Raw genomic sequence first — 25,452 nt, 5'->3', positions numbered from 1 at the left:
TCTTAACCTCTGCGGCTGTTGCGCTCGATGATGCTCTCAGGGCGCCTGGTCGTTTTCCCGACGTCATAGCGGGTCGTGGGGCGGCGGTTCTTGGAGCCAAGTGGCCTTCATGGTCCAGGTGTTGAGGGTTTCGTTGCACTGGCCGGACAGTGCAGGTGCGGGCGGAGGTTCCGAAACCCTCGGCGAACTCGGGCAGGGGTGAGCCGTGCGGGCTCGGCCGGCTTCTCCCAGGGGCGGCGGAGATCCGCCGCGGCTTCACGGGTGAGCCGGAGCTGTGTGTGGGCGGCGATGATCAGCCACGTCCAGCGATCTCCGGCCTCGGGGGTGCGGAGTCTCGGCCGGGTCCAGCCGAGGGTCTGTTTCATCAGCCGGAAGGTGTGCTCGATGTCGAACCTGCGCAGGAACGCCTGCCAGCGGACGCCGACGTCCTCACCGCTCAGCCCGGTGGCCGACGACCACAGCCAGAGGGGCAGCGGGTCTCCACCACCGGGCAGGCGGTCGACCTGGAGGCGGAGCAACGTGGCCTCGATGATGGGGAGTTCACCGGTGTGGTCGATCCAGGCGGAACGGGTGGTCAGCCTCGGGTGGATGCGGTCCCAGGCCATTGCGCGGGCAGTGCCGTACCGATCGGTGACCTGGACCGTCGCCGCATCCGGCTCGCCCCAGGTCTCCGGCTTGGCGAAGCGGAACTCCTTGCCGTGCTTCGGTGGTCGCCCGCCCTGGGGGCAGGACAGGGCGTACTCCTTGAGCGAGGGCGTCGGCCGTCGCATGACGCGGTCGGAGCGCATCCGTCCCAGGACCTCGACCGGGAGGCCGTCGAGGAGGTGGGCCATGCGCGGGGCGTCGTAGCCGGCGTCGAAGACAATCACTATGTCGCGGTCACCCGCGTGCCAGCGGCCCATCTCGATCAGATCCACGACCACCCGGCGGACCTGGGCGGCGGTGACCTCGGCGACGTCGTCGTCCGGCCCGAGACGCACGGCGTCCAGGAGCTGGCACCACGACGTCCGGCCCGATTCCAGGGCCGCGACGAACGAGTACGGCCAGCCGGGCACGAACTGATCCGAGGACCGTCCGCTGCGGCCGTAGACGTGACAGAACAGACGATCCGCGCTGGTCGGCGCGTCCGGGCGGAGCCAGTTGCTCACGTCGACCGCGAGGACCAGGCGGCCGTCGGCGGCCTGCGGCATGGGCAGGCCGGCCAGCACCTGCCGCAGCCGGGGCGCGTCCACGTTTCCGCTGTTGAGCGCGTCGTACATCGCGCCGTGTCCGCGCCGGTGCTCAGCTACCAGCGTCGGGTCGACCGGCGCCGTCACCGGTCCGTCCGCGCACAGCAACGCGTCGGCGAGGTCGAACAGTTCGTCCCCGCGCGCGGTCAGGCAGTCGAATAAGTTCTCCCGGAAGCGTGACGCTTTCGCGAACGCCTCCCCCGGAACATGATCAGGCAGCAAACTCACCTTCAACGGCCTTCGTCGTGGTCATGCGTGTCCTTGGTCGGAGCACATGATCAGATGAAGGCCGCCTCGGCGTCCGGCGAACACCCAGGTGAGCGACCTAGTTCGAGGACCATTTCGACACCGGCCCTGCCGCGGTGCCGACAGCCGGGGATGAGGCCGGCCGGCAATCCGGTCGAAGCCCTATGAGCCCACCGTGCCTTGCACGAAGCGCCGAAGGTGCGCACGCACGGTGTTGGGCTGCTCCAGCCAGGGCTCGTGCCCAGCGTCTTCGACCCGGGTCAGCGGAAGATCGAGCCTGAGCGCGAGTGCTTCAAGCGCCGACACAGGACGGGGGTCGTCGGCCCCACCGAGGAGCTCCGCCCGCGCGGGCAGGCATGCGCGGAGCTCGGCAAGATGCTCATCGAGCGGGTCCGCGCGGCCCTCCTTGCCGAGCTCGCTGTTCATAGCCCAGTTGACGGGGCGCCGCCGCCGGGCACCCTGCGCGGCCCAGTGCCACCCCCGTTCGGGATCGGCGTGGTCGGTGAACCAGGCCAGTGTGAGCAGCTCGACTTCCTGCTCCTCCGTGCGGTGCGGCAACTCCTCCAAGGCACGGAGCTGCTCCTGCTGCGCTGCGGACATGCGGCGGCCGCGCTCCGCTCGGTCCCCGGTACGCCAATCACCGGCGAACGGCCCGCACATCAGCAGCATCGCGGCAACCCGGTCAGGATGCGTCAGACAGAACCGGCTCGCCAGATCCGTGCCGTAGGAGTGCCCGATCAGCACGGCCTTGGGCACGCCCCATGCGTCGAGCAGCTCAGCAAGATCGTCGATATGCCGGGCGAAGGCATGGCGGCCCTGCCACGGGGATTGGCCTGTGCCACGCTGGTCGTACCGGTACACGGGCGCGAGGTCCGCGATCATGGGGGCGACATCGCCCAGATAATCCGGCAGCCCCGGACCGCCATGGAGCAGGATCACGGCCGGCTGCCGAGTCGTGTCCCCCAGCGCCATCCAACGTAACTGCGCCTCGTCGGTCATCGACGTGAGGCCCTGCGTCTCCATCAAGGTCACCGCGGAGAACCTACCGGTGTCACTGAGGCTCCGCCAAAGGTTAAAGAGCAAGCTCAGTGATAGTTGCCCAGGCCGGGGCGTGGAACGGCAGGTGGGCGGCCGGCGCTCGCTCGTGGTTGGCCATTGTGTTCACCGATAGATGGCCAGCGGGTGCGCAAGGGGCGACCCTCTGGTGGTCAGCCGTACAGCTTTCTGGCTACGCTTCGTCAGCCGAATGATCGTTGAGGATGCTCCGTGCCTGGCGTTCGACCAGCACGGGGACGAACTCGCGTACAGGCCGGTCGGTGAACGAGGCGTGAGCTTTGGCTACGGCTGCTTCGACCTCGGCCGGGCTGTGGCTCGCCTTGAAGGCGTTGTTCAGGCGCTCCACGATTGCGCGAATGGCGTCTTCTTCGCGTGCCTTGTCTGCCACGGTGCCACCTGTCTGGAAGGGCGCTGCTCAGTTTCCGCTGAGATTCTCATGCGGAAGTGTCCCGCTGTGTTGATCATTGCATCGTGTGCGTGGGCCGTCGCCTGGAACCGGCCATGCCTGTTGAGCTTGCAAGGCAAGGCTGACCAAGGTCATGAGCAGGTCGATGTCTGCGGAGACATCCAGGTGGAGCGTCACCCAATGTGAGCCAGGCACGAGCCGGACGGCGGAGGCGCCCGTGAGGTGGTCTTCGAACTGCCGGATGGCCCTTGCCGTGAGGTACAGGTCAACGTCCATGCCGGAATGGAAGTGCGCAATCTCGCCATGGGCTGAGGCGAGTGCACGACCGATGCCGCAGCTCGGCTCCACCTCAGCGAGATCGGGCCAAGTCGCCAGCTGTGTGAACGCATGCGCGGCCAACGTCATGCGCCCATCATGACCAGCTCACCGCACAGCCACCAGAACGCGGGAGATCCGTAACCAAGTCGCAGTGTCCGAATGTCCGAATGACGTGTGGTTGGCCCACTGGCGTTGCCGATGGCCAACTAGGGTCTGTTGCGAAAGTGGATCAAGGTCGTGAAATGATCACTTGCCGTGAGGCGTGGTGATCTGACGCATGGCCAGTGGGCCCGGCTTGAACCGCTGTTGCCGACGGGCAAGAAGCCAGGACGGCTGCCGACGTGGCCCCGTCGGCAGCTGATCGACGGCATACGGTGGCGGACCAGGACTGGTGCGCCGTGGCGGGATCTCCCCGAGCGGTACGGGCCGTGGGATCGGGCCTACGACCTCTTCCGGCGGTGGCAACGCGACGGCACGTGGAAGCGGATCTTCGAGCAACTGCAGGCCGAGGCCGATGCGAAGGGCCTGATCACGTGGGATGTCAGCGTGGACTCCACGATCGCCCGCGTGCACCAACACGCCGCCGGGGCTCGCAAAAGGGGGATCTGCAGAAGGAGCCTCCTGGTGGCGTCGACGCCGAGCCTGACGACCACGGCCTCGGACGCTCGCGCGGCGGACTGATCACCAAGCTGCACCTTGCGGTCGAGCAGGGACAGAAGCCTCTGTCCCTGCTCGTGACCGCCGGACAGAGGCACGACAGCCCGCAGTTCCAGCCCGTGCTGGAGGGCATCCGGGTACCCCGCATTGGCCCGGGCCGGCCCCGCACCAAGCCGGACAAGGTCCGTGCCGATAAGGCCTACGGCTCTCGCGCGAACCGCGCCTACCTGCGCAGACGAGGTGTCGCGTGCACCATTCCGGAGAAGGCCGACCAGGTCCGCAACCGCAAGAAGCTCGGCTCCCGAGGCGGCCGACCGCCCAAATTCGACACGGCCGACTACAAGGAGCGCCACGCGGTGGAATGCGGGATCAATCGGCTGAAGCGCCACCGATCCGTCGCCACGCGATATGACAAGCTCGCCGTCCGTTACGAGGCAACCGTACTGGTCGCAGCCATCAACGAGTGGCTATGACCAGCAGCCGTCCCAGCACCCACAGGGCATGTCCGGTTGATCCTCCCGGACTCCCAGTGGAGACCGTGGTGGCTCTGCACCGGTGACCGCACCACCGTGCGGGTGGGTGCGCACCGAGTCCATCCGGTGCGCACCACGATGCGCACCACCGTCCATCCGGGGCGCATCCACTCGGTGGGTGGTGCGCACCGGTGCGGCCGGCGGCGCGGGAGTGAGCCTCCGCCAACTTGAAGTCGCAGGTCAAAGGGCTGGTGTGACCGGCTCTCGGGGTGCTCACGCTGGTCGTCGGCGGCTGTCTGCGGAGTAGATCGTCTGTCAGCGGTTGACTTCGAGGTTCGTCAGAACGAGCAAGGCGCGCAGGAGGCGGGTCGCATGGGCGGGGTCGGTTCGGAGCTTGGTGAGGGTCCGCCAGTTCTTGAGGTGGGCGAAGCCGTGTTCAACCGGTGCGCGTCCGACGGCGAGGACGCGGTTGGCGGTCTTCCGGCCGGGTGTGAGCTTGTGGGTGCGGCTGGCGTGGAAGCCGGTGATGATCACGGGGTCGCGTACGTCGTTGTCCAGGCCGCGGAAGCCGAGGTCCGCGAGGGCGCCGAGGCCGGCGGCGCGCAGGTGGGCCAGGATGCGGTCGTGGCGGGCGGCGGTGATGTCGTGGGTGCGGCCGGGCCGGGCGGCGGATATCCAGATCAGGCGGCGCTTCTCGTCTGTCAGGGCGAGGAAGTGCAGGCCGTGATGGTGGTGTTTGCCCGAGTAGTTCCGCCGGTCGGCCTTCCTGGTGCGGCGCTGGGTGGGGATGAGGGTGCCGTCGATCAGGACCACCTCCCCGCCCCGTTTGGCGACCTTCTTCAGGACGCGGTTCAGGCGCGGTGCCTGAGCGGCGAGAAGGGCGATCAGCTCGTCGCGCCATCGGCGGACGGTGGACTCGGAGACGTTGTTGCCGGCGGCCATGTCGGCCAGGCGCTGGTCGTGGCGCAGCACGGCCAGGACGATCACCGCGATCCGTCCGGGCGGCAGGACCCGCCACCTGGACCGTATCGCCTTCAGATGGCGACGCAGCAGACCGGCGAGGTGGTTGACGGTCCGCGTGGACAGCGGCAGACGGCACTGGTAGACAAGCGGGCAGGTGCCCTCGGCGCGTTCTTTGGTTTTCGTCACACAATTCCAACGGCCGCCGGGGGCACCGCGGTTACGCCCGTGGCGCAGCACCCTGGGCGATGGCGTCCCCGGTCACAGGCGGGTGGTGAAGCGACCGTCGGGCAGTTTGCGCAGCCAGCCGCGATCAACGAGTCTGACTGGCCTCCCCCGCAGCGGTTCCAGCCTGGCCCGCACAGTGACGTCGACGCCCAGCATCTCGCCGACCTGGCGGGCCATGACCGGTCCGGCGGCCTGCCGCACGGCAGCCAGGATGCGCTGGTAGTCCGGCGGGAGCATGGTCTCCTCCACATCCGGCGTGCGGTGCGGGATCAGCATCACCGCCCGGCCGCCCACCTGCCCGGGCGCCGGCGCGGCCGAGGCGCGTTCGTCGGCGAGCTGCTCGCTCACCCGGTCAAGGACACGTTCGGCGACGGCGAGTTCGTCCCGCTCGGCCCGCACCTCCGCCAGCTGCTTGGCCAGCTGCTCTTCGAGTTCGTCCAGTTCCGCACGGCGCGCGGTGATCCGTTCCAGGAGTTCGGGATCCAGCATGCGTCGGATCGTAGAAGGCCGTCCGACTGCCACGGGATGCAATCAGCGAACCGGCTGCGGCCGTTGCCCACGCGCTCACCGCACTGAGCGTTCCAATGCAGCCCGATGATCGGAAACCCACTGATAGGCCGTCTGAACTTGCGTCACCGCCCCTGCGTCCCGGAGCCGGGCCATGGCGACGTCACCCGCATCGGCCTGGGCCTTGATGCCCCGCCAGCACCGGTCCTGCCACCACAAGATCGTGGACACGAGACGGTGCCGGTCCAACAGCACGTAGCTGTCAACGATCAGTCTCATGCGCCGGGCTGTCTCCTCGACGTCGGTAACCGAAGGGCCCAGATCGAGGTACTGCCAGCAGACATGAGCGATGTCGTGGATCCGCGCGCCAGGCGCAGCAAGGTCCCAGTCGATGAATGCCGTCGGGCGAAGCTCGCCACTGGACTGGCGATAGACGGTGTTCTTGGGCGACAGGTCGTTGTGACACACGACCTCTTGGTCTCCGGCCAGCGGGGTGCCGGCCGACAGGTCGTGGAACTCCCGCACGAGCCGGGCGACCGTCACCAGACTCTCGTCCGATGACACGGCGGCAGGTTGTTGCGGCTCCCATGCCACATGGCCATCGAGGTAACTGAGGACCTCACGGCCCTCGTCGTCCACACCGAGATACCGCGGAGCACCACTCCAGCCACTGGCTTCAAACAACCTCAGCAGATCACCCATGAACTTCGTGCGAGCCGACGCTGGACGGCGCACCGTCTCCCCGACACGAACAACCGCATTGACAAAACCTCCAGGCAAAAACGACTCAGACATCCGTCCACCCTGCACGATCGCTACCTCCAACGCTCTTGTCCTGACGCTTGATCCGCCCCCGAGACAACTCCGCCAGATGATCTACTCCGCAGACAGCCGCCGACGACCAGCGTGAGCACCCCCGAGAGCCGGTCACACCAGCCCTTTGACCTGCGACTTCAAGTTGGCGGAGGCTCAGTGGTGCGCATCGGGTGGGGTCTGTGCGGTGAAGTGGACCGGTTGAGGGCGGCGCGTTTCTCCTTGACCTGAGCCGAGGTCAAGGAGAAACGCGACGGGCGCGCACCGAGTGGTTGCGCGGCATCGCCCCCGTCGATGTCGCGCACTCCCACACGATGCTGTCCACTACTCCTGCCGGTGGACTCCACTCAGTGAGACCCCGCCATCTTGAAGTTGGCTGGTCAGGTGGGATTCCGTGACGGTCGCTCGGGGTGCTTGGGCTGGTCGTGGGCAGCAGTCTGTCGTGTAGATCGTCCGTCAGCGGTTGACTTCGAGGTTCGTCAGGACAAGCAGGGCGCGCAGGAGGTGGGTGGCGCGGGCTGGATTCGTGCGGAGCTTGGTGAGCGTCCGCCAGTTCTTGAGGTGGGCGAAGCCGTGTTCGACCGGGGCCCGTCCGGCGGCGAGTACCCGGTTGGCTTCCTTCTGGCCTGGGGTGAGTTTGCGGGCGCGGGTGGCCTTGAAGCCGGTGACGACCACGGGGTCATCGGCCTCGTCGTTGAGGCCGATGCAGCCGAGATCGGCCTACCTGTTTCTCACAGCTTCCTGACAGTGGCCGGTACCACGCTGTGCCTGGACGTCTCCGGCGCCTCCACCGCCAACGGCACCTCGCCGAACTCTGGACCTACAACGGCCAGAGCAACCAGCAATGGACGCTGGGCTGAACACGGTCATCGCCCGATGGTGCGGTCGGTCACCGGGCGTTCGGTCCAAGATCGGCCAACGCGGACCCAGGTCCGACACACCTGCGGCCCCATCAGGTCAGGGCCCAGACCACCGTGTTCTGGTGACAGGGCGTTCTCCTTCCGCAGCGCGGCGAGCTCGGCCCGCTCGTCGGTGGTCAGCCGGTCATCGCACTTCCCCGGCGTCCGCCTCGGCCTGACGGATCCAGCCGCGCAGGGCCTCGGGATGCACACCGAGGTCGACGGCCAGCTTCTTGATCTGCGGCTTCGGGTCCGTGGTGCGATAAATCCGCACCGCACGCTCACGCAACTCCAACGAGTACTTCCAAGGCCGCGTAGTTAAGGCGAGACCGCGGTTGTCAATGCCCTTGAAACGGGACCGTGTTGGCCCTCGGGCATCATCCAGTCGTCGTCGATCGTCATCGGCGCAGTTCAGCGTTCCAGCACACCTGCCGAACCGTCCCCGCCCGCCCGGCTGTCTTCTGCTGCGGGTAGTGCGGTACCACTCGGCGGGGGGGGGGGGGCGGCACTCGGGGTGAGCCGCCCCCACCCCACACGGGTCAGGACGGGTCGCCGTACTGGACGCCTCGGCCGTTGGTGCCGAGGTACACCCGGCCGTAGACGTCCGGGTCGCCGGTGATGACGGCGGTGCCGTCGATGTTGCCGAACTGGTGCTGGTCGTCGTTGACCCGCACCCAGGTGGCCCCCTTGTCCGTGGAGCGGAAGACGCCGAAGGTGTCCTTCACCGTGCCGACCAGGTAGAGAGCCTGGTAGTCGGCGCCCGAGGCGGCCTTGCCGAAGCCGATGGCGTTGGCGTCCTGGACCGTGCCGAGCGTGGTGAAGCTGGTGCCGCCGTCGGTGGAGTGCAGGAGTCCCTTGCTGCCGCCGGCGATCCACAGGTCCTTGGCGAGGCCCGGCACGGTCTTGAGCTGGCCGCTGCCGAGTCCGGTGGCGCGGGCGCCGAATGTCTCGCCGCCGTCGGTGCTCGCGTAGAGGGTGCCACCGGACAGGGAGTAGAAGGTGCCGGCGGTGGAGCGGTCGGCGACCACGGCGGCGTCGGTGCCCAGTCCGCTGACCTTGGTCCAGGTTGTGCCCTTGTCGGTGGAGCGGTAAGGGTCCTGGCCTGACTCGGTCCAGATGATCGTGGCTCCGTCGGCGGATATCGCGACAGTGCCGCTTTCAGCGGCACTGACCGGCTCGCCGGCGAACGCGGTCCAGGTGCTGCCGCCGTCTGCGGAGTAGGCGCCGTCCTGGGTGCCGCCGCGACCGACGCGGACCATCACGTCGGGCTTGTCCTGGGCAAAGTCCAAGCTGGTGGTCGCGGTGAACTTCGGGCTGCTCAGCGCGCTGTCGGGGACCTCGGTCAGGTCGTCGTGACGGAAGCCGCTGACGTCCGCCAGGCCGCTGACCACCGATGCGCCGCCGGGCGGGGCGATCAGGGAGAAGACCGCGGTCTCCTCCAGCCCCTTGGCCCGTACCGTCCAGTGGGTGGCGGATCCGCTGTCCGCGTTCGTCACGTCGTCGCTGCCCCAGATGCCCGCGCCGGTGCCGTAGAGCACGTGGCCCGACGCGAAGGGGTCGATGGCCAGGGCACCCATCCAGTGGCCGATGCCGGTGCCGACGTAGGGCGCCGCGGAGTCGTCACGCTCGGATGTGGCGCCGAGCGCGGTCCAGTTGGAGCCGCCGTCGGTGGAGCGGTACAGCTCGTCGGAGGGCCACCAGCGGTCGAGGGTGGCGACCATGACGGTGGACGGGTGCTCCGGATCGACCGCGAGCCCGGCGAACCCGTAACTGCCACTGGACGGGGAGATGTTCTTCCAGGTCCCGCTGGTGGAGGTGTACTTCCACACTGAGCCGGCGGTCACGCCGTTGGGGCCGGTGCCGTCCGTGTACGACAGGTACAGCGTGCCGTCGGAGGAGAAGACGCCGTGCTGCGGCAGTTGGCCTGTGGGCTGGCCGGACACGGCCTTCCAGGTGGCGCCGTTGTCGGTGGACCGGTAGAGGCTGGTGGTCTTGTCGGCCACTCCCGCGTAGACGGTCTTGGCGTTCTTCGGGTCGAAGGTGACGAAGGAGATGCCGACTCCGCTGCTCGCGCCGTCGGTGACCGGGAACGAGGTGACCTGGCTCCAGGTGACGCCGTAGTCGGTGCTGCGCCACAGGCCGTTCTTGCGCGTGCCGAGGTAGAGCGTGCTGTTGTCGTTCGGGTCGACGACCAGACGCTCGCCCATCGTGCGGCCGTCCTCGTTACCGCCGAGCTTGAAGGGCAGGTCGGTTCGCTTGAAGGTCGCGCCCTGGTCGGTGGAGCGCAGGATCGCGCCGTTGCCGGCCCAGTCGTTGGTGTACGTGCCCGCGGCCAGGTAGAGCCGGTCGGGATCGACGGAGTCGGTGGCCAGGGACTCGATTCCCATCAGGTTCCAGTCCTCGGCACTGACCCAGTCGCTCAGCGGCGTCCACACCCCGGCCGAGGCGTCCCAGCGGTAGGCGCCGCCCATGTCGGTGCGCGCGTACAGCAGGTTCTTACGGCTGGCGTTGAAGACCAGCCCGTTGACGAAGCCGCCGCCGTTGATCTGCGCGTTGCGCCAGGCGTACGTCCCCGTGGCGCTGGTGGTCGTGGGCTGCTGAACGAGCTTCCAGCGCTGGTTGGTGCGGCCGGTGTCCCTGTACTGGATGACCCCGGCGCCGTCGGCCTTGGACTTCGCCGAGACATCGAGCAGCTTACCGCTGGCTCGTGAGGTGAGCGTGACCGCGTCGCCGCTCGCGTCATCGATCTTCCACTGCTGGCTGGTGGCACCGGTCTCGGTCTGCTGCTCGACGGCCGCCTTGTTCGCCGTCGAGGCGTCGTGGACGCCCATGACCAAGCCGCTGTTGCGGTTGACCAGCTCGTAGTAGCCGTCGTCGGTGGCCTTGAGCTGCCACTGCTGGTTGATGCTGCCCTGGTCGGTCCACTGCTGCAGGGTCGTGCCGCTCGCGGTGGAGAAGCCCGGGACGTCAAGGACCTTGCCGCTGTGTACGGCCGCAAGCCGGTAGTAGGCGCCACTGGTGATCGTTGCTGCCTGCGACTTCTGCTGGGAGAGCAGGAAGTAGGAGGGCACTACCAGAGCGGCGACGAACAGCAGGAGCCCGGTTCCCATCCAGCGGCGGCGGTGGCGACCGCGCTTACGCGGAGTCTCCTGCTCTCTTCGGCGGGTAGGTGTGCCGTGCTCGGGGGTGTCGCTCATGGGGAAGTCCTCCTCGCTGCCGCCGCCATCGGCACGTGTGGCCGGACGCAGGTCAGCCGGGTTGTCACGGTCGCCTGATGTGCGACCCGGGGACGTTCGCGCCGGATCCAATCACCAGTTGCTGTCAGTGGGCTCTGAAAAGTCCAGTGACGGAACCAAGATCCAGCACCGGGTCAGCTTTCAGAGCCCACCGGCAAGTTGCCGCCGCCGCGGAAATGGTTGCCGCGGCGAGCGATCTTTCTGGTGGCCATCGATCATCCGTTCATGACGGAACACGCGTGGACTCAGATGGAGGGGCGGCGCGTTGAGTCGCTACATACCGGCGTGCCGAGCGGGACGAACTCGCCGTGGCCGAACGGGTCCTGGCGCGGATGAGCGAGCAGGTGGTCCAGGAGCGGGCGGCGGCCGCACCGGTGACGGCGTCTGTGGCCGGGCAGACAGTACGGATGGTCCCCGAGTGCGCGCCGGGCGTGGAGGAGTCTGCGCTTCCGCCGGAGTACCAGCCCATTCTCGCCGTCGTCACACGGGTCGGCGGGCCGGTCATGACCCGGCAGGTCGGTGAGACGCTGTGTCGGGTCCTGACATGACAAGGTGGGCGTGCCTTCGGTGCAGGTCAGTGCGACTTGGAACGGGTGCCGCTATTTCAAGCCGTAACCGGAGGCGATCGCCGAACTCACTGGCTTGCTCGCGCCGGGTGACAGTCTCGACTGAGCGCCGGAAAGGGGCCAGTACGGCCCCGTCAGGCCTGCCGGGGCGGCGGGTTGCTCGTGGATTGCGCGTCCTGCTCCTGTCCGGTCGTGGCGGACCAACTGGCGAGTAGCTTCAGGCCGTCCTCCGCGGCGGTTCTGGGGGGCGCGCTGTAGACGACAACGCTCAGGCCGCTTTCGTCCGGCAGGCTCAGGGTCTCCTGATCGAGTTCCAGTTCGCCGACGAGCGGATGGTTGAGGCGTTTGGTGCTCTCGCGGAAGACATGCACGTCGTGCGAGCCCCACATCAGGCGGAAGGCGTCGCTGCGGGTGGACAGTTCACCGATCAGGTTCGACAGCTCCCGGTCGTAGGGGTTTTTCCCCGCCTCGATGCGCAGCGCGCCCACGGCGAAGCGTGCCATGCGCTCCCAGTCGGTGTAGAACCGCCTGGCTGCGGAGTTGAAGAACGCGAACCGGACGACGTTCGCCCCGCATGTCGGGTCGGCATACATCTCCGAGTACAGGGCCCGGCCCAACGGGTTGGCGGCCAGCGTATCGAGGCGGTTGTTCATCACGTACGCCGGCAGCTCCGGCATGCCATCGACGATCCGCGCCACACTCGGCCGCACCGTCGGTCGGCTCTCCCGCCGCGGTGCCCGCGTTTGCGGCGCCGGTCCGGCAGCGCGGGCGAGGTCGTACAGGTACATGCGCTCGGTGTCGTCGAGCCGCAGGGCGTGGGCGAGGGTGTCGAGCACACTGTCGGAGACCCCTTGGAGGTTGCCGCGCTCCAGGCGCGTGTAGTACTCGACGCTCACGCCGGCGAGTGTGGCGACCTCTCCCCTGCGCAGTCCGGGCACCCGGCGCTGACCGTACGTCGGCAGACCGGCCTGCTCCGGGGTGATCTTGTCGCGTCGGGAGCGGAGGAATGCGCTGACTGCGTCCCTGTTGTCCATGAGGCCAGGGTAGGCAGGCTGCGTGACAGGTGGGGGGCCCTGCCAGTACCCCTCACAGCAAGGACTCCCCCGTCACGGCCGTCTCGCGTTGCATGGTGCGTGCCCCGGTCCTCCCGGGGCCCGACCGGTGCGAGGACGCACGCGCCCCGGTCGGCAGCACCTGAACACTGACAGGACACACCAGATGAGCAACCAGATCGAGATGGTGACGGAGAGCCCCGCGGATGTCGTGCGAGGGCTGTATGACGCGTTGAGCAAGGGCGATGTGCCGGGTGTCCTGGCAAAGCTCGCCCCCGAGGTGATCGTCGATGAGCCGAACCAGCTCCCCTACGGCGGCGTGCACCAGGGCCGCGAGGTGTTCGTGCAGTCGATCCTCGGCGCGATGATGGGCTACGCCAACGTCGCCATTACCGATGCCGAGGTATTCGAGGGCCCGGCCGGCGTCATCGGAACGCTCACCGGAACGCTCACAGCCCACACCACCGGTGAGAAGTTCCCGCTGACCATGGTTGAGATCCACCAGGTCGAGGACGGCATGGTCCGCAAGATCGACGTCTACACCAAGAACCCCCACGAACTCGCCGCGTTCTACACGCGCGCCGAGGCGGGCACTCGCTGACCACGACGCTCGTCGGGTCTTCCAGTGGTGCACGCGGAGATCCGCTTCGCTGAGGTCATCGGGTGGTCGGCAGGCATCCGCACCAGTCGTACGGAGCGGGCATGTGCAGGGACGGAGTGCCCCGGCTGCGGCTGGTCGTGACCACGGACGACGACTCGGGGCCGCGATCGTGTCGCGGGTGCGGTGGCCCGCTGATGCCTTCGGCGAAGGCTACGGCGGTGTTCTGTTCGTCTGCTTGCCGGTCGCGGCACTGGCGGCGGATGCGGCGGGCGCGGGCGAGGGCCGAGGCAGTCCAGGTCGGTGTGACGTCCAGATGTCCGGAGTGCGGGGCGTCCTGGACGGTCGGGGTTGAATATCCTGCCTCGGCAACGTACTGCTCTCCCGCCTGCCGCAAGCGGCCTGGCACAGGCGGCGCGCGGTGGACGCCGGGTTGTGAGCCCGCGTATACGGCGGCTGTCATAGTGTTTCACCGTGGGGCCGTGCGCTCTGACGGTTTCCGAGGTCGACCTGGACGAGCAGCTCCAGAAGCTGCTGAAGGGCTCGGGTGAGTAGGCGATGGGGCGGGGTGTCCCCGCTCACGTCCACGCCGAAGCGATCCTCAGCGCCGTGCAGGAGGCCCGCCCCGCCGGACTGACCGTCACCCAGCTGATGGCCGCCACCGAACGCACCCGCGCGCAGATCCACACCGGGCTCGCGCACCTGCGCCAGGTCGCCGCCGCGCGCGGTCTGCCGCCCGTGACCTGGGACCGGAAGTGGGGATACCGGCTGCTGGACGACGCGCCGGAGGTGTGGATCGGCTACGAGCGGGCCTTCTTCGGCACCGTGCACCACCGCGTTGCCAACTTCATCGCCGGGATCCTCCTACCGCACCAGACCAAGACCCCCCACGACCCCTATATTCGCACCGTCATGGCCCAGATGGGCGCGATCTGGGTATTCATCACCCTCATGTCCCGCCTGGCCCGCCCCCGCCGCCAGACCGAGCACCGACGGTCACTCTTGCAGCCGCATGAGGACCAGCGCGCTGCTGCTGCCGTTCGGAACTGCGACCATCGACGCCGCTCGACCACGACGGTGAACTTCCCCTGGTTGAGGGGATGTTGATCAGGCTGAAGGTCGAGTACCTGTCGAAAGAACGGGATGCCCCGCCAGTGTGGTCATGGTCCTCCAAGACCGGTGCCACCCCCCGACGACGTGGACCGATTCCGGCAGGTCTTTCTCCGCCGCTTCGATCTGGAGCACACCTTCCGCTTCGCGAAGCAGACCCTCGGATGGACCACCCCGAAACTGCGCACTCCCGAGGCGGCGGACCGCTGGACCTGGATCGCCCACACCCAGCTCCGGCTCGCCCGACCACCCGCCGAAGACCTCCGCCGGCCCTGGGAGAAACCTGCCTTGCTCAACCGGCTCACTCCGGCCCGGGTCCGCAGAGGGTTCCGGAACATCCGCCCTCACCTTGCCTGCCCGGCCCGTGTTCCCAAACCCCGAGGCACCGGCCCCGGACGGCCACCCGGCACCAAGAACAAGCACCGGGCACCCCGCTACGACGTCGGTAAAACCGTCAAGCGCCCCGAGACCCTCAAGGCCATCGGCAAGCCCGGAAGATCTTGGTAGATAAAGAACAAGCTCAGTAGGTGTTTTTGAACCGCAGGGCTCGGAGCCAGACGGCATTGACGAGAAATCAGGTGGTGGCCAGCAGGAGGTTCGACATCCAGGACGGACAGACGCCGGGTCAGCCGGTTGATCACGTAGACGACGGACAGCTGCCCGATGGTGGCGGCGCGGACGTCCTCACCTTCCGGGTCCCCGGCGTTCCACTGGGGTCAGCCCCACGGGGAACGCACGGTGATGTCCAGGACGTCGCGGAGTTGGCGGGCGCAGGGAGCTCGGGGAGCACCCGGCCTGCGGGGACAGGCGTACCGTCCACGGCTGAGCGGTCACCGGCGGGCGCCGAGGACGTCGTCCAGGTCTACGAAGCCGGACTCGTCCCGGCCGGAGCCCATGTAGGCGTCGATGGCCGGGGCCGCGGCGACACGCAGCTGCCAGGCACGCACGACGTCGTGCAGGGGGGTGAGGCTGTAGCTGTGGCGGGAGTCCTCCAGGGCCTTCGCCCAGTCCCGCTCGAACGCCGGCACCCAGGTGTCGGCGCGGCGGTCGGCGCGCAGTTGGGCGGCGGCGGCCGGGGGCGGCGGGGCGGGGGCTTGTTCGGCTGCGCGCTCATCGGCACCTCGCCCGGGTGCCGTTCTTCGAGATCTTCCCGGCAGGGGCGGGCGCCGGGTCGGGGGCGGCCTGGAGCGGGGGCACATCATCCGGCTGGTCGTCATGGCTCCTGGACGCATTCTGCAGAATTCACGGACACATGGCCGCACAGTGCCTGGAGCTCCCCGTGCTGCTCAGGCGGTCGACGGTCTCCCAAGCCAATGACAACAACAGTGCTTCTGTGCTGCAAGTGACAAGTAGCTCGCCGCCCCCGTGACAACCACGTTGCCTTGCCTTGCAGGAACCGTAGGCCGATGCGGGCCGACGATGACAATCATCGCGCTTCGGCATAGTTGAGCCGAGACGCGTCTTCCGCGGCGTCAGAGCACGGGTTCGTGCTCTGAACGCTGCCCCAAGTCCTCGATCCTGTGTGCGCGGCAAGCAGGGAGGGCACATGGGGCTGGTTCTTTTCCCGGGCGACGGAGACAGCAGCAAGTCCGGATGTCTCCTGGTCCTACAGCGGCATTGCCGCGTTCCGGCGGCGTCTGGCGGAGACCGAGGGGTTCGTCCTCTCCGAGATGTGGGGCTTCGGCGGCGAGCGCCCCTGGAGCGACGTGTCCACCGCTCTGAAGCCACTCCTCCATCATCCGGATGACAGCGCTGACGACCTCTCGCCGGCCGAGTGCGCGTCCATTCTGGTCCGGCTGGAGGCGATCACCGACCACTGGGCACGGGAGGGCGGCGACCAGCTCCTCCAGCAGCACATCGAGGACGCCCGCCAGCTGGCGGGCGTCCTGCGGCTCTGCATCGAGAAGGACATCCCGCTGGCCTCCTTCTGACGCCCACCGACCACGGAACCCACTTACGGGACAACTTTAGAAGGCAGACACCGAAGAGCGCGGCGCGTTCTTCCAGCTCCGTATAGGCCATGGCGGCCGGCGCGGCATCCCAGGTCGCGAACGCGAGCGCGGAGAGCGCCTCGCCGCGTGTCATCCCCTGCTCCCACGGCGTACCCGCGGCAGCGCACCACTCGGCGAGCTGGGCGTCGGAAAGGTTCGCGGCCTTCCGGCGGATGCCGGACTGGACGTCGGCGAGGCCCTCGCACCAGGCGCGGTGGCCCCTGGCGAGAAGGTCCTGCACCGCGTCCCGGTCGCTCACATCCTGGGCGCTGGCGGCGAGGTCGAGAAGCAGGGCGGTGGGGTTGGTGTCCATGGTCATCTCCTTCATCCACTGTGAAACGACGTGTGCCGGGCCGGGTCCGAACAGATCCGCCCGGAACACGCGGATGTCAACTGTGGGCGGTGCAGCCGTCGCACAGCGCACGGCCGTTGTGTCGGGGCATCTTGGGTTTCTTGCGGAATTCTTCTCGAACGTCTCCCGGGCCTGTTCATGCAGGGCGGTGAACTTCGGGCCGTCGTCCGCGCAGACGACTCCGGGGTCGGGAGCCGATGCCGAAGGGAATCGTGCAGATGAGTCAGGGGTGACGGGCCCTCGTTTGGCCGGTCAGGACCCTTCCATTCACGCCAGACTCCTGGAGAGGGACGCTCCGGTGGGGCGTATGGGCGATACGGGGTGGGCGTGACCGAGCGCGGTAGGGCCGACCGTGCCGCTGCGGGTGAAACGGGGCTAGGTGTGAGGGACCAGGGCGTCCAGCGGGCACGCGCGGCGACGGGGGACCGGCCGGGTGGGCGACAGGACAGCGACGAGCAGCGGCGAGTCGACGGGCCGGTGCGTGCGGTGCCGCGGCACGTGGCCTGTGTGATGGACGGCAACGGCCGTTGGGCTCAGCGGCGCTCGCTTCCCCGGACGGCGGGCCATCGGGCTGCGGAGACCACCGTCATCGACATCATCGAGGCGGCCCGGGCGGCCGGCGTCGAGTGGCTCAGCTTGTACGCCTTCTCCACCGAGAACTGGAACCGTCCTGGTTCTGAGGTCGACTACCTGATGCGCCTGGTCCGCCGGGTTGTGCGCAAGCACGCGCCGCTGCTGCTCGCCCGCGGCATCCGCTGCCGCTTCCTCGGGGCTGCGGACCCGCGCATCCCACGTGAGCTGGCTCAGGATTTCGAGGATCTGGCGACGCTGACCGCCGACAGCCGTGGGATGACGCTGACCGTCGCCTTCGACCACGGCGGACGCCGGGACATCGTGGACGCCGCTAGGTCGCTGATCCGAAGCGGGACGCCCGCCGAGGAGGTGACCGAGCGGCTCTTCGCGGATCACCTGCCGTTCCCCGACACCCCCGACGTGGACCTCGTCATCCGCACCTCCGGCGAGCAGCGCATCTCGAACTTCATGCTCTGGCAGGTCGCCTACGCCGAGTGGGTCTTCCCCGAGGCGCTCTGGCCGGATTTCCGGGCCCCGGACTTCCTCGCCTGCCTGCACACCTACCGGCGCCGTGACCGCCGCTTCGGCGGCGTGCCGCCCCAGACGAACGGAGACCCGTCATGACGACTGGAACCACCACAACGGCCGACGAAGCACCTCTGTTTGGGCCGGAGTCGCAGTTCCGCGCCTTCTTCGACGACCCGCGCTGGGCGCTGGCCATGATCCGCGCCACCGTGCTGGAGGCCGCCCACCCGCAGATCGGTGCCGCCCTCGCCGACAACTCCACCTTCGTCGCCCACCCCTGGCGTCGGCTGCGCAACACCTTCCTCAGCATGCGGCGCATGTTCGACGCCGATCCGGCGGTACGCGAACGGGAGGCGGCCCGCCTCAACAGACTGCACGCCCGCATGAGCGGCTCCGACTCTCGCGGCCGCGCCTACGACGCCATGGACCGCGCGACCCGCGCCTGGGTGGTCGCCGCCCTCTTCGAGAGCGCTGTCACCATGTGCCGACTGAGCGGCCAGCCGCTCGACCAGGACACCATGGAGCGCATGTACGCCGAGTACCGCGTGTTCCTCGCCGCGCTAGACGGTGACGCCGGAGAACTCCCCGACGACCTGAACGACTTCTGGCGGTACTTCGACAGGGTCGTCGAGGAGGAGCTGGAGAACACCGAGGCGGCCCGCGTTATCCTCTACCGGCTCTTCGACCACCTGCCCGCCCCCGCGCTGCTCGCCGGCGCACCGACACTGTGGGCGGCGGGCCGGGCCGTCGTCGGTCCGCTTCTCGGCGCGATCACCGTCGCCTCGCTCCCCGAGCCCTACCGGCGCAGGGCCGGCCTGCCCGAGATGCCTGGCGCGCCGACCCTCATGCAGGGCGCCTACCTGGCCGCCGGGCTCACTCGATTCCTGCCCGAGGGCTGGATCGATGCCGAAACCATCATCGAGACCCTCTCCCTCTCACCCGACAGCGACGACCCCCGCGCCCGGACCGTGGCCGCGCTGCGCGCCCGCACGAAGCGGGCCTTGGCCCTGCTCCGCCTCCTCACACCACTGAGCGATGAGACCGGCCCCGACCCAGTCCCGGCCGCCTCGCGGGTCATGGGAGAGGGCCGGCGCTCGGCGGAGGAGTTCTTCCGTCAGGTGCTGGACCAGACCGGCGACGGCCACCTTGACTGGCCTGACCTCGCCGCCATGGCACGCGAAATGGCCACCCGCCTCGACCTGGACGAACCCGAGGAGACCCGCCTCTACGACGCCTTCGCCGCCTGGTGGCGCGAACTCCAGGCCACCCTCGACACGGACGGCGACGGCCGCGTCAGCGCCGACGAGTACGCTGCCGCCGTCCCCTCCCTCGCCGGGCCCGCGCTCATCCGCGTCGCTGAGGTGCTCTTCGACGCCACCGACAAAGACGGCAGCGGGACCATCGACGCGGACGAGCACCGGGCGCTCTTCCGCACCGCCTTCCATCGCGACCTCACCACCACCGACGGCACCTACGGCCGCAGCGCCTTCGTGGGGGACTTCCTTTCCTTCATGGCAGGCCGCCGCACGAACACCCCGTATGACCCCCTCCTCGCCGACGCCTGACAAACCCGTGGGACGCGCCGCCCCCGGGTACCGGCACTCCGCCCGCGAAACACGGCGGCCGAACGCGCGCTGGCACTCTGGGTCCGGAGCGGGCCGTTCCCTCGTGAACTCGGGGGTGGCCGGGGTGGCTAGTGCCGTGACCGGAATGGTTCATCGTGTCGCGGCGCCCGGCACGTCACTAGACTAGTGCCGCATCAGGCAACGTTGGCCCTGTCGACCACGGCGAGTAGCCGTTGATCGTCGGCGTGGCGGTTTCGCCAGATGATGTAGCGGCGGATCATGCTGCCCTGCTCCTTGTGGCTGGCATGGTCGGTGCCGTCGAGGGTGAAGTAGCGCAGGGCGGTGAACTGGGCCTCGATGCGGTTCAGCCACGAGCTGTTCGTGGGCGTGTAGGCGAACTCGACGTTGTTGGCCGCGGCCCAGTCGCCGACCCGGCTGTCCTTCTTCGTGGTCAGGTGCGGGGAGAAGTTGTCGAGCACGATCACGATGCGGATCTCCGGCGGGTAAAGGCTGCGCAGGTAGCGGCAGAACTCCAGGAACCTCGTCCGGTTCTTCTTCGGCTTGATGTGGCCGTAGAGCTTGTCCCTGCCGAGGTCGTAGGCGGCGAACAGGTGCCTGACCCCGTGCGGACGGGTGTAGGTCGCCCGCCTGCGGGGCCTCGGTTCCCGGTCGGGATCCTTGTGCCGTCCGCCGCGCTCGGCCCACTGCCGCCCGGGGTGGGGCTGGAGGTTGAGCGGGCCGAACTCGTCCAGGCATAAGACGACTTCGGGTTCGCCTTCCTCGGGTATGACCTCGCCGTCGGCGATCGCGTAGAGGTGCTCGACGCGAGCTCTCTTCGCGGCATAGTCGGGATCACGGGAGGTCTTCCAGGTCTTTATGCGTTGAAACGACACGCCCTCCTCGCGGAGCAGGACCCGAAGGCCCTCGTGGCTGATGTCGTCGACCACCCCCTCGGCGACCAAGAAGTCGGCCAGCTTGGCCAGGCTCCAGGTCGAGAACGGCAGGCCGTGCTCGGCCGGCCTGGACTTGACGATCTTCTTGATCTCGCGCCGCTCGGGCAGGGTGAATGTCCTGGGCCGACCGCCTTTGTACTTCGGGTAGAGGGAGTCGAAGCCATCGGCATTGAAGTTGTGGATCACATCCCGGACCAGGTCCGCGCTGGTGAACGTCACCTCGGCAATCTTCGCCACGGGCACGCCCTGCGCGGACAGCAGCACCATCTGCGCCCGCCGCCACGTCACCACCGACCCGCTGCCCCGGCGGATGATCCGCAGCAGGCGCTGCCCCTCGTCGTCATCTGCTGAAGCGGCAGCGCACCCACCCCACCCTCGGCTCCCTCTCCCCCCGGGAAACCCGCGAGTGCTGTGTCGTACCTGTGTGCGACCATCGCCTCAATGACCGCTGATACAGGGGGGATTCAGATGACCGAAGCGGATTCCTGTCCGCCGGCGAGACGGCGGCGGGCCGTCGCGCTACTCGCCGCCGTCCCGCTGCTCGCCTCGCTGCTCGGCCTCACCGTGGCGGGCACCGCGCAGGCCGACGATCCTGTCGACCCGGCGTGCGCGACGCTCGCGACCGCGCCGTTCGGTGACCCGGGGGACGCCGTTGGAGAGGCGACCGTCGCGGGCGACGCGAGCACCTGCTACACCGTCACCGCCGAGACGCCTGGCCTCTACCAGGTGTCGCTGAACGACAGCAGCTACCAGGGATACACCAGCCTCCTGGCCGCGGACGGCACCCCCGTGGACTGCGACGGAGACAGCTGGACCATCTACGAGATGTGCACGGTCCCCGCGGCGGGCACGTACACGCTGTCGGTCTTCAACCGTGACTGGCAGCCTCAGGACACCGCCGTCACCTTCGTGTCGCTCGCCTCCACCCGCGGCTGCGCCGACCCGGTCGGCACCCGTTGGGACCAGCCGGACCTCGCCCGTACGACGGTCAGCCCCGTGGAGGTCGACTGTCAGCCCTTCGAGGCCGCGCCCGGCGAGCGGATCCGGCTCACCCGGGGTTCGAAGGTGTACGGCGAGTCCATCGCCTGGATCACCGACGAGACCGGCACCCGTATCTGCCCGCACTTTCCCGAGAACGACGAGAACACGTGCGCGCTGCCCGGTGACGGTCCCTACCGGGTCGTTTCCCGCGTCTCCTACACGGAGCGGGGTTTTCCCGCCGAGTACGCGGTGAAGGCCCGTCGGCTCGATGGTCCGCAGGGGTGCACCACCGCCCCGGTCCGGCCGTTCGGGCCGCTGGCCGCGCAGGACGCGACCACCAACCCCTGCTTCACGTTCACCGCCGACCGGGCCGGCCCGTACGACGTGCACTACCTGAGCGAGAACCAGGACACCGGCCCGGTCCGGGTGTACGACGCCGCCGGGCTGACGGTGTGCCAGGCCGCGGCCGGCCCCTGCGCCCTCCCGGCCGCGGGAACCTACACCGCCGTCCTCGACGGGTCCTACCCCTTCCGTGACCTGCGGGACGGGCTGGTCGTCCTCGACCGCGCGTCGGACGCCGGGTGTGTCGCCGTCGGGACCGGTTCGTACCGGGGCGAGCTGACCACGGCGGGGCAGTACGACTGCCTGACGCTGCCCTATCCGCAGGGCGCGCGGATCGCTGCCCTCACCCCGCTCTCCTCGCCCGGCGTGGACGCCGACGTGGAGGTCGTCGACCGGGAAGGCACCCCGCAGTGCGGCGCGGGCAGGCTCGCCGGTGGCGACTGCGCGCTGACCGGAACGGCCCCCTACCGAGCGCTGGTGCACACCGAGGACGGCGGCGACGACGCCATCGGCGCGTACACGTTGGCCCTCCATCGCACCGACACCTCCGACGGCTGCGCCGTGCTGCCCGCCGGTGGCTTCACCGCCAACGGCGCGAAGGCCACGTTCGGCACGGGCGACGGAGTCTTCTCCCAGTGCCTGGGCATCCCGGCGAACGCCCACACGGCCGCCGAGGTCTTTCAGTTGGTCGCCACTTCCGGAACCGCGAGCGCCGGTTTCTCGGTGGTTGACGCCGCCGGTAAGAAGGTCTGCGAGCGCCTGGCCACCACCAACGGCTGGACGGTATGCCCGCTGACACCGGGCGAGGCCCACACCGTGCTGGTGACCGGCCGGGACCAGGCGGCCACGTACACGCTGGCCCGGCGCGACGTCACCGCCACCGCATCCTCGGCGGGCTGCGCGAAGACCGCGGCGGCCAAGGTCGGCGGGCCGTCCGTGCCGGGCACGGCCGGCGTACCCGGCACCCTCACCTGCCACCAGATCACCACCGGCGCGGCCACCGACGTCGTGCACGTCAACGTGCGGGACGCCCTGGGCACCGCCAACTCGGCCGTCATAGGCGGCGACGGAGTGCTGGAATGCGCTTTCCGCAACGTCTCCTGCGCGGTCACCGGCTTCACCACCCACCAGGTGCTCGTGCAGACCCCGGTCACGCTGAAAGCCGCACCCGAGTACCGGCTGGACGCCCTGCGGATCGCGACCGCCGAGGGTCCGGCGCCCGAGTGCACCCGGGTCCCGTCGGTCGCCTACGGCTACGGGCCGGTCACCGGCGCCCTCGACGAGGCGCACAGCGCGGTGTGCGCGGTGCTGCCGACCGCCTGGTTCGACCGCTTCACCGCCGACATCAAGGACACGTCCGGGGCCACGACGACGGCGGTGCCCGCCCTCTACAGCAGCAAGTGGGTCAACGGCTGCCAGCTGTGGACCACCTCCTATAACTGTGCCGCCGGCACGGACACCGCGGCCAGTCCGACGGTGTTCCTGCTCGGCCTTCCCGAGAAGGCGTCCACCACCTCCTACAGCACCAATCTGACCTGCACGGCGTCACTGTGCGGCACGGACCGTCCGAGCGCGACGGCGGTGACTCCCCAGACGGGTACCGCCGGCAGCAAGGTCACTCTGAAGGTGACCGGTACCGCGCTCGGCGCCGACGCCGTGGTCCGGCTGGACAACGGCGCTACGAGGCTGGTCGCCACGACGGCATCGGTGTCCGCGGACAACCGGACACTGACCGCGACCGTGGACCTGTCGGGCGTCGCCTCGGGCACGACGTGGAGCGTCAGCGTGATCCAGCGGGGCATCCAGTACCCGTGCGGGTCGTTCACGGTGACCCCGCCGGCCCTGGCGAACACCGCGGTCCCCAAGGTGACCGGCACGGCCAAGGTGGCCGCCAAGGTCACCGCGGCTCCCGGCAGCTGGTCGACGGCGCCGTCCTCCTACACCTACCAGTGGAACGCCGACGGCAAGGCGATCGCGGGAGCGACGGCCTCCTCGTACACCCTGCCCGCGGCGCTGCTCGGCAAGAAGCTCACGGTGACCGTGACGGCGGCCCGCAGCGGCTGGACGACCGCGTCGGGGACCTCCGCGGCGGTGACCGTCGCCAAGGGTGACGCGCCCAGGGCGACCAGGATGCCGGTGATCAGCGGCACGGCGAAGGTCGGCAGGACGCTGAAGGCCGCCAACGGTACCTGGAGCCCGGCGGCCACGTCGTACGTGTACCAGTGGTACGCGAGCGGCACAGCGATCAGCGGGGCGACCAAGTCCTCGCTGGTGCTGAAGTCGGCACAGAAGGGCAAGAAGATCACTGTGAAGGTGGTCGCGCGCCGTACCGGACATCTGGACGGTTCGGCGGTGAGCAAGGCGACCGGCGCGGTCGCCCGGTAGGACGTCCGCCGCGTGCGTACCGGGGTCGGAGGCGGTCAGCCCACCGACTCCGGTACGGCTGATTGTCGTCCAGGGATGTACCCCTCGCCGCCCGATCAGTTTATCCACAGGCCGGAACGTGATCGGCGGTTCGTACGCTGCTGCCCGAGTCGATCAGACCGGGGTGCGGATGCGTTACGGCGTGGTGGTGGAGGAGCTCGCGGTGGAGGTCCTGGCGCAGCTGCCGGACGACCGGGCCCGGCGGGAGGTGATGGCGCTCGTGGAGGTCGCGCGGATGGATCCGCGGGCCTGGCCCGATGTCCGTGACCCGGGCTCCGTGGAGGAGATCCGGGAGGCGTTCGGACGGCGCTGCTGGATCCAGTTCATGCCGCACGCCGGGGCGATCGAGGTCCGGGACATCGGGTGGGTGGGCTGACGCCTGGTTTTCTGCTGACGCGAGAGGCCCACGTCACTGACACGGGGTCGACCAGCCACTGACACGAGAGCGAGGCAGCTGCGCTTTCAGCTCAGGCGGTAGCCGAGGAGCGCGAGACCGGCTGCCGCAGCGCGGTGCTGGTAGGCGCGCAGTCCTGGGGCGCCGGGGGGTGCGGGCTTGCGGGCGTTGCGGTGCCAGTGGCCGGTGAGTGCGGCGAGGAACGCTGTGGTGGTCTCGGGGCTGCCGGCGGTGGCGGGGTGGTCGCGGAGCAGACGGGCGATGTCTGCGGGCGTCTGTCCGGCGAGGATGAGCTGCGGGGCGAGGGAGGCGGCGTCGATGCAGGCCGGACCGGTGGTGGCGTGTGCCCAGTCCACGAAGGTCACGCCAAGGTGGTGGTCGCGGACCATGTTGTCGGCCCGCAGGTCGCCGTGGACGATGCGGTTGCCGTGGGCGAGGGCGGGCCAGGCGGCTTCCAGTGCGGCGAGCTGCGGCAGGTGTGCGCGGGCGGCGGGGGCGAGGTCGGCCGGCGGATCGGCGAGCAGTTCGTCCCAGCCGTGCAGGGCCGCCGTGGTGGAGGGCGTGGTGCTCACTGCCGCGGCGTAGGGGGCCGTGGCGGGGCTGGAGGTGAGCTTGTCCAGCAGCGCCCAGGTCTGTTCGGCGTCGCCGGAGGCCGGGGAGAGATCGGGGTGCGGGCCGTCCAGGTGGGCGATGATTAGGGGCAGGTGGCGCAGGAGGGACGGTCCGATGCTGGTGGGCTCGGGCAGGAGGTGGTCGGCTCCGGCCGCGCGGAGAGCGGCGGGAGGGTGCCAGCCCCAGACCGCACCGAGCGCAAGGACTCCGGCGGCGCAGGCCGCGGTCATGTCGGTAGGGCTGTCCCCGACGAATACCGCGTGCTCCGGGCTGACGTTCAGGGCGGGGCCCACCGTAGGGCGATCGGCCGGGCGTAGCAGGCACCCCGGCCAGCGAACAGGTAGGGAGCTGTGTGGAGGAGCGAGCCGGCTGAGGATCCCGCCGTC

The 25,452-nt window shown here is 69.1% G+C and carries 22 protein-coding genes and 2 pseudogenes; 10 read left to right on the top strand and 14 right to left on the bottom strand.

Translation table 11 applies throughout. The features are described from left to right. Positions 1–2: 2 nt before the first annotated feature. The 4 genes and pseudogenes from ACFWBB_RS15630 to ACFWBB_RS15615 form a co-directional block, all read right to left on the bottom strand. Positions 3–1,457, bottom strand: a pseudogene (locus ACFWBB_RS15630) (NF041680 family putative transposase). A 180-nt stretch (positions 1,458–1,637) separates the two neighbouring features. After that, positions 1,638–2,498 carry an alpha/beta fold hydrolase gene (locus ACFWBB_RS15625; RefSeq protein ID WP_385271587.1) on the bottom strand — a complete coding sequence of 287 codons (861 nt, stop codon included), beginning with the start codon at positions 2,496–2,498 and terminating at the stop codon, positions 1,638–1,640. A 205-nt stretch (positions 2,499–2,703) separates the two neighbouring features. Further along, positions 2,704–2,919: a three-helix bundle dimerization domain-containing protein gene (locus tag ACFWBB_RS15620; protein ID WP_385271440.1), complete on the bottom strand. Its 216-nt coding sequence runs from the start codon at positions 2,917–2,919 to the stop codon at positions 2,704–2,706. Between the two features lie 27 nt (positions 2,920–2,946). Continuing rightward, positions 2,947–3,342, bottom strand: coding sequence for a luciferase family protein (locus tag ACFWBB_RS15615; RefSeq protein ID WP_385271437.1), 396 nt, complete (start codon positions 3,340–3,342; stop codon positions 2,947–2,949). Between the two features lie 168 nt (positions 3,343–3,510). Here ACFWBB_RS15615 and ACFWBB_RS15610 point away from each other — a divergent pair. Further along, positions 3,511–4,385 (top strand): IS5 family transposase gene (locus ACFWBB_RS15610; RefSeq protein ID WP_385271435.1). Its coding sequence is split into 2 segments (ribosomal slippage): positions 3,511–3,904 and positions 3,904–4,385, totalling 876 coding nucleotides; the frame shifts between segments, so codons are not numbered across the junction. Positions 4,386–4,700: 315 nt separating this feature from the next. Here ACFWBB_RS15610 and ACFWBB_RS15605 read toward each other — a convergent pair. From ACFWBB_RS15605 to ACFWBB_RS15580, 6 genes are all read right to left on the bottom strand, one after another. After that, positions 4,701–5,534, bottom strand: coding sequence for a transposase family protein (locus ACFWBB_RS15605; protein ID WP_385271432.1), 834 nt, complete (start codon positions 5,532–5,534; stop codon positions 4,701–4,703). Positions 5,535–5,606: 72 nt separating this feature from the next. After that, a complete protein-coding gene (locus tag ACFWBB_RS15600; RefSeq protein ID WP_385271429.1) occupies positions 5,607–6,062 on the bottom strand; it encodes a hypothetical protein in 456 nt (151 codons plus the stop codon). 75 nt (positions 6,063–6,137) lie between these two features. Further along, a complete protein-coding gene (locus ACFWBB_RS15595) occupies positions 6,138–6,875 on the bottom strand; it encodes a phosphotransferase (RefSeq protein WP_385271426.1) in 738 nt (245 codons plus the stop codon). A 474-nt stretch (positions 6,876–7,349) separates the two neighbouring features. Beyond that, a complete protein-coding gene (locus ACFWBB_RS15590; RefSeq protein WP_385271423.1) occupies positions 7,350–7,568 on the bottom strand; it encodes a transposase family protein in 219 nt (72 codons plus the stop codon). 369 nt (positions 7,569–7,937) lie between these two features. After that, the gene (locus ACFWBB_RS15585) at positions 7,938–8,321 is read right to left on the bottom strand and encodes a transposase (protein WP_385271420.1); all 384 of its coding nucleotides are present in this window, start codon (positions 8,319–8,321) and stop codon (positions 7,938–7,940) included. Positions 8,322–8,331: 10 nt separating this feature from the next. Next, the gene (locus ACFWBB_RS15580; RefSeq protein ID WP_385271417.1) at positions 8,332–10,989 is read right to left on the bottom strand and encodes an RICIN domain-containing protein; all 2,658 of its coding nucleotides are present in this window, start codon (positions 10,987–10,989) and stop codon (positions 8,332–8,334) included. A 347-nt stretch (positions 10,990–11,336) separates the two neighbouring features. Between ACFWBB_RS15580 and ACFWBB_RS15575 the strand changes: the two genes are divergently transcribed. Continuing rightward, the gene (locus ACFWBB_RS15575) at positions 11,337–11,576 is read left to right on the top strand and encodes a hypothetical protein (protein WP_385271414.1); all 240 of its coding nucleotides are present in this window, start codon (positions 11,337–11,339) and stop codon (positions 11,574–11,576) included. Positions 11,577–11,728: 152 nt separating this feature from the next. Here ACFWBB_RS15575 and ACFWBB_RS15570 read toward each other — a convergent pair whose 3' ends face one another. Next, entirely contained in the window at positions 11,729–12,628 is a 900-nt protein-coding gene (locus ACFWBB_RS15570; protein WP_385271411.1) for a helix-turn-helix transcriptional regulator, read from the bottom strand. Between the two features lie 184 nt (positions 12,629–12,812). Here ACFWBB_RS15570 and ACFWBB_RS15565 point away from each other — a divergent pair, with 184 nt between their 5' ends. The 3 genes and pseudogenes from ACFWBB_RS15565 to ACFWBB_RS15555 all read left to right on the top strand — a co-directional run. After that, the gene (locus ACFWBB_RS15565; protein WP_385271408.1) at positions 12,813–13,247 is read left to right on the top strand and encodes a nuclear transport factor 2 family protein; all 435 of its coding nucleotides are present in this window, start codon (positions 12,813–12,815) and stop codon (positions 13,245–13,247) included. 606 nt (positions 13,248–13,853) lie between these two features. Then, entirely contained in the window at positions 13,854–14,351 is a 498-nt protein-coding gene (locus ACFWBB_RS15560) for a hypothetical protein (RefSeq protein ID WP_385271405.1), read from the top strand. After that, positions 14,309–14,861 (top strand): annotated as a pseudogene (locus ACFWBB_RS15555) (transposase); the annotation flags it as partial. The gene ACFWBB_RS15560 and the pseudogene ACFWBB_RS15555, both read left to right, overlap by 43 nt. A gap of 323 nt (positions 14,862–15,184) precedes the next feature. Here ACFWBB_RS15555 and ACFWBB_RS15550 read toward each other — a convergent pair. Next, on the bottom strand, positions 15,185–15,571 hold the full coding sequence (locus ACFWBB_RS15550; protein ID WP_385271402.1) for a DUF6247 family protein: 387 nt from the start codon (positions 15,569–15,571) through the stop codon (positions 15,185–15,187). A 303-nt stretch (positions 15,572–15,874) separates the two neighbouring features. On the opposite strand from ACFWBB_RS15550, the gene ACFWBB_RS15545 reads away from it, so the two are divergent. From ACFWBB_RS15545 to ACFWBB_RS15535, 3 genes are all read left to right on the top strand, one after another. Next, the gene (locus ACFWBB_RS15545; protein ID WP_385271399.1) at positions 15,875–16,285 is read left to right on the top strand and encodes a hypothetical protein; all 411 of its coding nucleotides are present in this window, start codon (positions 15,875–15,877) and stop codon (positions 16,283–16,285) included. Between the two features lie 889 nt (positions 16,286–17,174). After that, complete coding sequence (uppS, locus tag ACFWBB_RS15540; RefSeq protein WP_142270741.1) at positions 17,175–17,894, top strand: polyprenyl diphosphate synthase; 720 nt, start codon at positions 17,175–17,177, stop codon at positions 17,892–17,894. Further along, entirely contained in the window at positions 17,891–19,360 is a 1,470-nt protein-coding gene (locus tag ACFWBB_RS15535) for an oxygenase MpaB family protein (RefSeq protein ID WP_385271396.1), read from the top strand. The genes uppS and ACFWBB_RS15535 overlap by 4 nt, the downstream gene beginning before the upstream one ends. 194 nt (positions 19,361–19,554) lie before the next feature. On the opposite strand, the gene ACFWBB_RS15530 is transcribed toward ACFWBB_RS15535, so the two are convergent. Next, positions 19,555–20,601 carry an IS630 family transposase gene (locus tag ACFWBB_RS15530; protein ID WP_385271393.1) on the bottom strand — a complete coding sequence of 349 codons (1,047 nt, stop codon included), beginning with the start codon at positions 20,599–20,601 and terminating at the stop codon, positions 19,555–19,557. 180 nt (positions 20,602–20,781) lie between these two features. On the opposite strand from ACFWBB_RS15530, the gene ACFWBB_RS15525 reads away from it, so the two are divergent. Next, positions 20,782–24,021 carry a Tat pathway signal protein gene (locus ACFWBB_RS15525; protein ID WP_385271390.1) on the top strand — a complete coding sequence of 1,080 codons (3,240 nt, stop codon included), beginning with the start codon at positions 20,782–20,784 and terminating at the stop codon, positions 24,019–24,021. A 169-nt stretch (positions 24,022–24,190) separates the two neighbouring features. Continuing rightward, entirely contained in the window at positions 24,191–24,436 is a 246-nt protein-coding gene (locus tag ACFWBB_RS15520) for a hypothetical protein (RefSeq protein WP_385271387.1), read from the top strand. A gap of 86 nt (positions 24,437–24,522) precedes the next feature. On the opposite strand, the gene ACFWBB_RS15515 is transcribed toward ACFWBB_RS15520, so the two are convergent. Then, entirely contained in the window at positions 24,523–25,359 is an 837-nt protein-coding gene (locus tag ACFWBB_RS15515; protein ID WP_385271384.1) for a phosphotransferase, read from the bottom strand. Positions 25,360–25,452 lie beyond the last annotated feature (93 nt).

Source organism: Streptomyces sp. NPDC060000, from assembly GCF_042737375.1.
Lineage (GTDB): Bacteria > Actinomycetota > Actinomycetes > Streptomycetales > Streptomycetaceae > Streptomyces.
The sequence above is the reverse complement of the archived record's forward strand: the minus strand, read 5'-3'. Positions and strand labels throughout refer to the sequence as shown.